At 71.5% G+C, this 7,686-nt stretch carries 8 protein-coding genes; 4 read left to right on the top strand and 4 right to left on the bottom strand.

Going from position 1 to position 7,686, the window contains the following annotated elements; translation table 11 throughout:
- Positions 1 to 185: 185 nt before the first annotated feature.
- Positions 186 to 1,082 carry a DUF4429 domain-containing protein gene (locus tag ABT063_RS17570; RefSeq protein WP_351058228.1) on the bottom strand — a complete coding sequence of 299 codons (897 nt, stop codon included), beginning with the start codon at positions 1,080 to 1,082 and terminating at the stop codon, positions 186 to 188.
- 151 nt (positions 1,083 to 1,233) lie between these two features.
- On the opposite strand from ABT063_RS17570, the gene ABT063_RS17565 reads away from it, so the two are divergent.
- Positions 1,234 to 2,583, top strand: a complete 1,350-nt coding sequence (locus ABT063_RS17565; RefSeq protein WP_502990837.1) for a hypothetical protein — start codon at positions 1,234 to 1,236, stop codon at positions 2,581 to 2,583.
- Between the two features lie 255 nt (positions 2,584 to 2,838).
- Complete coding sequence (locus tag ABT063_RS17560; RefSeq protein ID WP_351058227.1) at positions 2,839 to 3,369, top strand: DoxX family protein; 531 nt, start codon at positions 2,839 to 2,841, stop codon at positions 3,367 to 3,369.
- An 18-nt stretch (positions 3,370 to 3,387) separates the two neighbouring features.
- Here ABT063_RS17560 and ABT063_RS17555 read toward each other — a convergent pair whose 3' ends face one another.
- Both ABT063_RS17555 and ABT063_RS17550 read right to left on the bottom strand, forming a co-directional pair.
- Positions 3,388 to 3,651 carry a hypothetical protein gene (locus ABT063_RS17555; protein ID WP_351058226.1) on the bottom strand — a complete coding sequence of 88 codons (264 nt, stop codon included), beginning with the start codon at positions 3,649 to 3,651 and terminating at the stop codon, positions 3,388 to 3,390.
- Complete coding sequence (locus ABT063_RS17550) at positions 3,638 to 5,071, bottom strand: PspC domain-containing protein (protein ID WP_351058225.1); 1,434 nt, start codon at positions 5,069 to 5,071, stop codon at positions 3,638 to 3,640. Before ABT063_RS17550 ends, ABT063_RS17555 begins: the two co-directional genes overlap by 14 nt.
- Positions 5,072 to 5,250: 179 nt before the next feature.
- On the opposite strand from ABT063_RS17550, the gene ABT063_RS17545 reads away from it, so the two are divergent.
- Both ABT063_RS17545 and ABT063_RS17540 read left to right on the top strand, forming a co-directional pair.
- Positions 5,251 to 6,543 (top strand): ATP-binding protein, encoded by a 1,293-nt coding sequence (locus ABT063_RS17545; protein ID WP_351058224.1) that lies wholly within the window; start codon positions 5,251 to 5,253, stop codon positions 6,541 to 6,543.
- Entirely contained in the window at positions 6,540 to 7,265 is a 726-nt protein-coding gene (locus tag ABT063_RS17540; protein WP_351058223.1) for a LuxR C-terminal-related transcriptional regulator, read from the top strand. Before ABT063_RS17545 ends, ABT063_RS17540 begins: the two co-directional genes overlap by 4 nt.
- On the opposite strand, the gene ABT063_RS17535 is transcribed toward ABT063_RS17540, so the two are convergent.
- A complete protein-coding gene (locus ABT063_RS17535; RefSeq protein ID WP_351058222.1) occupies positions 7,262 to 7,684 on the bottom strand; it encodes an ATP-binding protein in 423 nt (140 codons plus the stop codon). The two genes, ABT063_RS17540 and ABT063_RS17535, sit on opposite strands and share 4 nt — an antisense overlap.
- Between the last annotated feature and the right edge of the window lie 2 nt (positions 7,685 to 7,686).

The following is a 7,686-nucleotide window of genomic DNA, read 5'->3' as shown; positions in this document are numbered from 1 at the left end:
ATGATCGAGTGCCCGTCGGCGCACTCCAGCACGATCCGCGACCGCTGGGCCAGCGCCTGAGCCGTCGTGCGGCGACGCACCCAGCCCTCCAGCACGGCCCGCTGGGCATCGGTCACCGACAACGGCGGAATCTTCGGACCCGGACGACTCATACCGAACCAACGACGAATCTCCGACTCAGGTCACTAGAACCCTCGGAGTACGGCAGCCTTCGTCATCGCGAACTCCTCGTCCGTGAGGACCCCGTCACGGTGCAGCTCGCCCAACTCCCGCAGCCTGCGAAGGAGTACGTCGTGATGGTCGGCCGGCGGCGGTACGGACGCCGCCGGTCGGGGGCGGGCGGCGCGCTGCCCGTCCTGCTCGATACCGGTGCGGGTGGACGGGTGCGGCAGCCGGGCGGTGACCGCGGTGGCGACGAGGGCCGTGAGCAGGTCGCGGCGGGCGCTGCCCCACAGGTCCAGGGCGTACGGATCCTTCTCGGGCGGCAGTTTGGAGAACACCGTCTCCTGGGTCATGAAGCGCAGGAAGCCGTCCTCGTAGCCGGAGTTGGGCAGCCACTCGACCTGGACGAGGTCGCCGATGTTGATGATCCGCGGGCCCGTGGCGCGTTTGACCCGCTCGGAGGTGTCGGACCAGTCGATACGGACCTGGATGCCGTCGAAGGAGACCGTGCCGTCGGAGGAACGCACCGACACCGGGACCGGCGGGCCGGGCAGGAGGTAGGCCTTGGTCGGCTCCTTGGGGATCTGCTCCAGGAGCAGGGCGTTGCGGATCTCCTCGGCCACGTACTCGGCGACTCCGGCGCGGTCGATGTCCACCAGCAGACGGTACGGGTCGGCCGGATCGGGCAGCCGTCCGCCGGTTGCTTGGAGGAGCGGATCGGCACCCTCGCGCAGCCGCATGCGCAGCCGGCCGCGCTTGCGTTCGGGCTCGAAGACGACGCCCGCGACGGCCTCCAGGGGCACGGCAATCTCTCCGTACGTCTGCCGGAACAGCGGCACGGACCGGTGGAGACCCGGCGTGATCCTGACCGTGCTGCCGTCGAAGGCCCAGGTCCCGTCGCGCTGGATGATCTCGGCCATGGACAAATTCTCGCAGCCGGGTCAACACGGCGGGCTCGGCTTCACCCACGCTGAGTGGAGCCGGCGGACGGGGTGGGGTGACGTAGGGCACAATTCGCTGTCGGTGGTGGGGAGTTGTGGAGTGAGGGTCCTGGGAAGGCGGGCGTCGGGCGTGGCGGTGCAGGAGGCGAGACAGGGCGCGGCTGGTGGTGCTCGCGGTGGTGCGTCCGGGGGTACGTACGGCGGCGAGTACGGCGGTGCGTATAGCGGCGCGTATGGAGCTGGGCACGCGGGTGGTTGTACCTGTGGGGACTGTCCGCACGGGGCGCGTGCGGGGCATCGGCGGGCGGTGGCCGAATTCCTGTTGAAGCGGGACCGGTTCGCGGCGGGGCAGGGGCTGCCCGCGGGCGTGGCCCACTCGACGTCCGCCTCCCGGCAGTGGATCTCGGAGGAGCTGACCCAGTCCGCGGAACTCGTCGCCGAACGCGGCCGGGCCGAGGGCGAGGCCTGGCTGGCGCTGCTGTGGCGCCGTACGGCGTGTGCGGTGTGGGCGCTGGTCGTGGTGTTGCTGCTGGCGCAGGCGTTGACGGCGATCGGGGCCGGCTGGACCGCCGCGCGTACGGCTGGGCTGCTCGCGGCGTTCGTGGTGGCCGGGGCGCTGACGGCTGCGTCGTGGTTCCACCGGGCGCGGGGCGGTGCGCTGGCGCCGGTGATCGGTGAGGACAACCGGCTGTCCACGTCGCGTGCGGTGGCGGCGGGTTGGGTGCTGTTCGTCGCGTACGCGGTGTTGGTGCTGGTGGGTCGTCTGGCGGCTGCCTCGGGGCATGCCGAGCGTGACGCGCTGATCTCCGGGCTTGGACTCGCCCGGGGCGCGGGTGTGGTGACCGTGCTCGCCGTGGTGTGTGCGATCGCCGTGCTGGTGCGGCGGGTGGTCGGACTGCGGGTGCTGGGGCAGCGGTTGCAGAAGGTGCGGGCGGATCGGCCGAGGGCCGCCGATCTGTTGACGGACGATGCGGGGCGGGGGACCTTCGCGGACATTCAGTACGTCGTGATCAGCGGTGTGGCGCTGCTGTTCGCGGCGGTGCGGTTGGGCCGGCGGCCGGATCAGTTGCCGGATCTGCCGTGGGGGCTGGCCGTGGTGGTGCTGGTGTCGGCGGGGACGTATCTGGCGGGCAAGTACGCGGAAGGGGGTCGGCCGGTGATTCTGTCCGTGGTGCGGGCGCGGGAGGCCGGTGACCTGGACGGTCCGATCCGCACCGGTGACGACGTCGAGATCCGGGGAGCCGGGTTCGTGCCGCCGGGGGCGCAGGGGGCGGATCGGTTGTCGCGGATGGTCGTGCGCATCGGTGCGGTGAATGTGCGCGTGCCGTTGGTGCCGGTGACCGGTGGTTTCAGCAACCCCACGGATGCGGTCCTGACGGTGCCGGTGCCGGTGGATGTGGAGCCTGGGCGGGTGGAGGTGCAGGTGGTGACTGCGGCCGGGGTGGAGACGAATCGGTATGCGATCGAGGTGACGGAGTGACGGTGCGGGTGCCTGCGGCGGCCTGCGCGGCTGGGTGCGGGTACTCGGTTTCTACGGCCACCTCTTGGCCGACCGAGTCGGGTGGTGGGGTGGGCATAGGCCCGGGGGTCCGGGGGCGGAGCCCCCGGCGAAATCCGCACCCACGCCGGGTGCCTGTCGGAGAATTTTGCGACAGGAGTGAGCGGGTTTCCCCTGTCGTACGTATCGTCTTTTTGAGGGGTCACGGCACGCGCGGGCGAGAGGCGGCTACGAGCGATGACTCACGGCATTCGTACGGACACGCACACCCCCTACCTGAACGGTGGCCGGGACTGGCGGGATGCCGCCACTCGTTACGCCCTGCTCCCACTCCGCGTCTTCCTCGGCGTCACCTTCATCTACGCCGGTTTGGACAAACTCACCGACAGCGCCTTCATGAAGGACGCCGGATCCGGCTCGGTCGGCGACCTGATGCGCACCGTCCGCGATTCCTCGGCCATCCCGGCCCTGGTCGACCTGTCCCTGAAGAATCCCGTCGGCTTCGGCTACGCCATCGCCATCGGTGAGCTCGCCGTCGGTGTCGGCATCCTGATCGGGCTGCTCGCCCGTCTGGCCGCGGTCGGCGGCGCGCTGATCTCGCTCAGCCTGTGGCTGACCGTGAGCTGGGCCACCGAGCCGTACTACTACGGCAACGACCTCATCTACCTCATGGCCTGGCTGCCCCTGGTCCTCGCGGGCGCTCCCGTCCTCTCCCTGGACGCCGCCCTCCGCACGCGGCGACGACAGCGGGCCGGGGCCTACAGGTAACCGGTAACGCCGCCACCGTCACAGGGGCGGCTCCGGCTGTGCCCCGGAGGGGTTCGGCTGTGCCCCGATCGGCTCCGTACGGCCCGGTCCGCGGCGTTTGCGTATGACCCGGGTCAGGACGCCGACCGCGCCTGCCAGGCAGAGGCCGGCCGTGACGAGGGGGATGATCGCGAACCACGGGGTGTCCCAGAGGCCGCCCGCGTCACCGGAGTAGATGACGCCCGCGAGGATGAGGAAGAGTCCGGCGACCAGCTTTCCGGGCTGGAACTCATGACGTAGCACGGCTCACCTCCGCCTGCCCGATGCCGACCCTGAGGTCGAGGTCGAGTGTGCCGGTGCCCTTGCCGCCGGTCGTCGGCGACAGGGTCACCTCCTTGTGCTTGCCCGGCGCCACGTCCACGTCCTTCTCGTCGTCGCCCGGCAACTGGATGTCGCCCACCCCCACGTCCATGCTCACTTTCACGGTCACGTCCGCGGGCACGATCACCCGCAGCTGGCCCATACCGACGTCGGCCTGTGTGGCTACGGTCTGCCCTTCGGCGAGGTCCAGTCGGCTCAGGTCCAGGGTTCCGACGCCGGTGCCGAGTTCGTAGTCCGGCTGGACGTTCGTCGCCGTGGCGGGCCGCCAGGTCGTGCGCTCCCAGTGTGTGCTGATGTCCTTCGGCAGGGCCGCCGAGGTGGCGAGCAGGGCCGCCGTGACGATCGCCAGGAAGATCGACCCCGCCCCGGTCCGGCCCAGGAACGCGCTGACCGCGATGCCGACGCCGAAGACGACGAGCGCGCACGCCAGGCCGGTCTGCAGGCTGGTGCCGAGTGTCTGGTCGTCCCACGTCAGGCGGGTGCCGAGGCCGCCCGCTAGCAGGGCGAACAGGAAGACCCAGCCGCCGATCCAGCGGGGGCCGCGCGGCTTGGGCTGCCGCGCGCGCGGGGGGTATATGTCCTGGCGGCCGCCCCATGAGGCGCCCAGGCCGATGTTGACGGCGGCCGCGAGGTCCCGGTCGCGGGAGTCCTGGGGGCCCCACAGATAGCCCGTGCCGCCCACGTGCGTGCCGTCCTTGACGATGGGGTCGCGCCACCAGGACGGGTAGGCGACGGGCACCGGCGGTGCCTGGGCCTCCGGCGGGGCGTCGGCGACGGCCTGGGCCGCCAGCGGGTCGGTGTCGGGAGCGCCGCGCTGCCGCGACCAGTACCCGGCGCCCGCGAGGAGGAGGGAGAGGACGATGGCGAAGGTGAGCACGCCGCCGTTGCTCAGCAGCGTGAGGAACACCCCGCAGCCGATCAGCGCGAACAGCACGGCCGTCAGCGCCTGGCCGTCGACGCGGCCGGTCAGCAGCTTGCGCACCTCGTTCTCGTCCTCGTCGTCGTACGGGACGAAGAGCCAGGCGAAGCCGTAGAAGAGGAGGCCGATGCCGCCGGTCGCGGAGAGCACCGCGAGGGTGATCCGGAAGATCACCGGATCCATGTCGCACTGCCGCCCGAGCCCCGCGCAGACCCCGGCGAGCATCTTGTGCCGCCGGTCGCGCCGGAACTTGCGGGGCAGCTCGGCCTCGCCGGGCGCCGCCGCGCCGGATCCGTCGGCCACGGTCGGCTGCCCGGCGGGCCCCGGCTCCGCGGTCGGGCCCGGCTGTCCGCCCGCACCCGGGGCCGTCGGCCCCGGGCCCTCGCCGGGCACGGCGTCCGAGGCGTGCTGGTGCTCTGTCATGTGTCCATGGTGACGGGCGCGTCGTCGCTGCGGCAGTCGGTATGACCCTGGCCGGACCCTGATATCTGCCCTGAGCCGGCGCCGGGGAAGCGTTCGACAGGCCTGGGAGGCGAACATCAGGGGAGTCTCCGGGGCCGACCCTGATGCCCGGGCCCTCAGGTCGTGTGAACATCGATGGCATGCCGGAAGCCGCAGCAGCGCCACTCGTCGAACCGCGGCCGCCGCGCAAGCTCTACCGCAGCAGTGACGGACGCTGGCTCGGTGGCGTGGCGCGGGGGCTCGCCGGACACCTCGGGCTGCCCGTGATCTGGGTGCGGCTCGTCTTCGTCGGCCTGTTCATGGCGGACGGCCTCGGCGCCCTGCTGTATGCCGCGTTCTGGTTCTTCGTGCCGCTCGGCGTCGGCGGAGTCGGCGGCCAGCGGCCTCCGTCCCTCGTCACCACCGAGACGTCGCCGGACGGCCGCCGCAAGCTCATCGCCCGCCGGCCGGACAAGGGTCAGATCGTGGCCCTGCTCCTCATGGTCGTCGTGGCCATGGTCTTCGTGGGCAATGTGAATCTCGGCAACGGAGCGCGGGCCTACCTCTGGCCGACCGTCTTCGTCGCCGCGGGCGTCGCCCTCGTCTGGCGCCAGGCGGACAACGCCCGCCGGGCCCGCTGGGTCGAGGTCGGCCGCCGCCGCCGTACGCTCACGCTGCTGCGCGCGGGCGCCGGTGTACTCCTCGTCACCGCCGGCGTCTCCGGCATCTTCGTCCTGCAGGGCTCCGCCGCCCACCTCGGCTCGGTCCTCCAGGCGGCGCTCGCGGTCCTCGTCGGCATAACGCTGCTGGCCGGTCCCTATCTGGTGCGCATGACCCAGGACCTCTCCGAGGAGCGCCTGATGCGCATCCGCGCCCAGGAGCGCGCGGAGGTCGCCGCCCACGTCCACGACTCGGTGCTGCACACCCTGACCCTGATCCAGCGCAACGCGGAGAACGCGGCGGAGGTGCGCCGCCTCGCCCGCGCCCAGGAGCGTGACCTGCGCACCTGGCTCTACAAGCCCGAGGGCACCGGCAAGGACGAGGCCGACGAGCCCACCACCCTCGCCGACGCGGTGCGGCGCAACGCCGCGGAGGTGGAGGACAAGCACGGCGTCCCCATAGAGGTGGTCGTCGTCGGCGACTGCCCACTCGACGAGAGAATCGGCGCACAGATGCAGGCCGCACGCGAGGCGATGGTGAACGCCGCCAAGTACGGTGGCGAGGGCGGCGCCGTCCAGGTCTACGCCGAAGTCGAGGGCAAGACGGTCTTCGTGTCCGTCCGCGACCGCGGCCCCGGCTTCGACCTCGACTCGATACCCGCCGACCGCATGGGCGTTAGAGAATCGATCATCGGCCGCATGGAGCGCAACGGCGGCACGGCGCGGCTGCGCGCGGTGCCGGACGGCGGCACGGAGGTCGAGCTGGAGATGGAGAGGGCGGAGAAGACGTCATGAGCGACCCGACCGAGACCAACGCGGAGGCCACGGAGCCGACGCCTGGCGGCGGCCCGGCCCAGCGGCACGTGCGTGTGGTGCTCGTCGACGACCACCGCATGTTCCGTACGGGCGTACAGGCCGAGATCGGCCAGACCGAGCAGACCGGCGTCGAGGTCGTCGGCGAGGCCGCGGACGTCGACCAGGCGGTCACGGTCATCACCGCGACCCGACCCGAGGTCGTCCTCCTCGACGTCCACCTCCCGGGCGGCGGCGGGGTCGAAGTCCTGCGCCGCTGCGCCCCGTTGATGGCCGACACCGAGCAGCCCGTCCGTTTCCTCGCCCTGTCCGTCTCGGACGCGGCGGAGGACGTGATCGGCGTGATCCGCGGCGGCGCGAGGGGCTACGTCACGAAGACGATCACCGGCACGGATCTGATCAACTCCATCTTCCGCGTCCAGGAGGGCGACGCCGTCTTCTCCCCGCGCCTGGCCGGCTTCGTCCTCGACGCCTTCGCCTCCACCGACGCCCCACCCGTCGACGAGGACCTCGACCGCCTCACCCAGCGCGAGCGCGAGGTACTGCGGCTCATCGCCCGCGGCTATGCCTACAAGGAGATCGCCAAGCAGCTCTTCATCTCCGTGAAGACGGTGGAGTCCCATGTCTCGGCGGTCCTGCGGAAGCTCCAGCTGTCGAACCGGCACGAGCTGACGCGGTGGGCGACGGCACGGAGGCTGGTCTAGTCGATCTCTGGCTGGGCATCCTTAGGCCTGGGGGAGAGTTCGAACCAGACCGTCTTTCCGATTCCACGGGGCCGGGGTTCCGCGCCCCAGGTGTCCGCGAGGGCGGTCACCAGCGTGAGGCCTCTGCCGGACTCGTCGTCCGCCGAGGCTTCCCGGGGCGTCGGCCGGATGTCGTTCGCGTCCGCCACTGACACGCGGAGACGGTCGACCTCCAGGATGCAGCGGGTCCAGATCTCGCGGTCGGGGGAGACCTTCGCGTGGCGGTAAGCGTTCGTCATCAGCTCGCTGAGCAGGAGTACGGCCGTCTCCGTCACCTCGTCCGGGAGCTTCCAGGAGGTGGCCTGGTCGCGGAGGAGGGCTCGGGCTCGGCCCACACTGCGGGCGTGACGGGGCAGCCGCCACTCGACTTCCTCGGGCATGC

This window comes from Streptomyces sp. NPDC002838 (assembly GCF_040295365.1).
Classification (GTDB): Bacteria; Actinomycetota; Actinomycetes; order Streptomycetales; family Streptomycetaceae; genus Streptomyces.
This window is presented reverse-complemented; position numbering and strand designations above follow the sequence as displayed.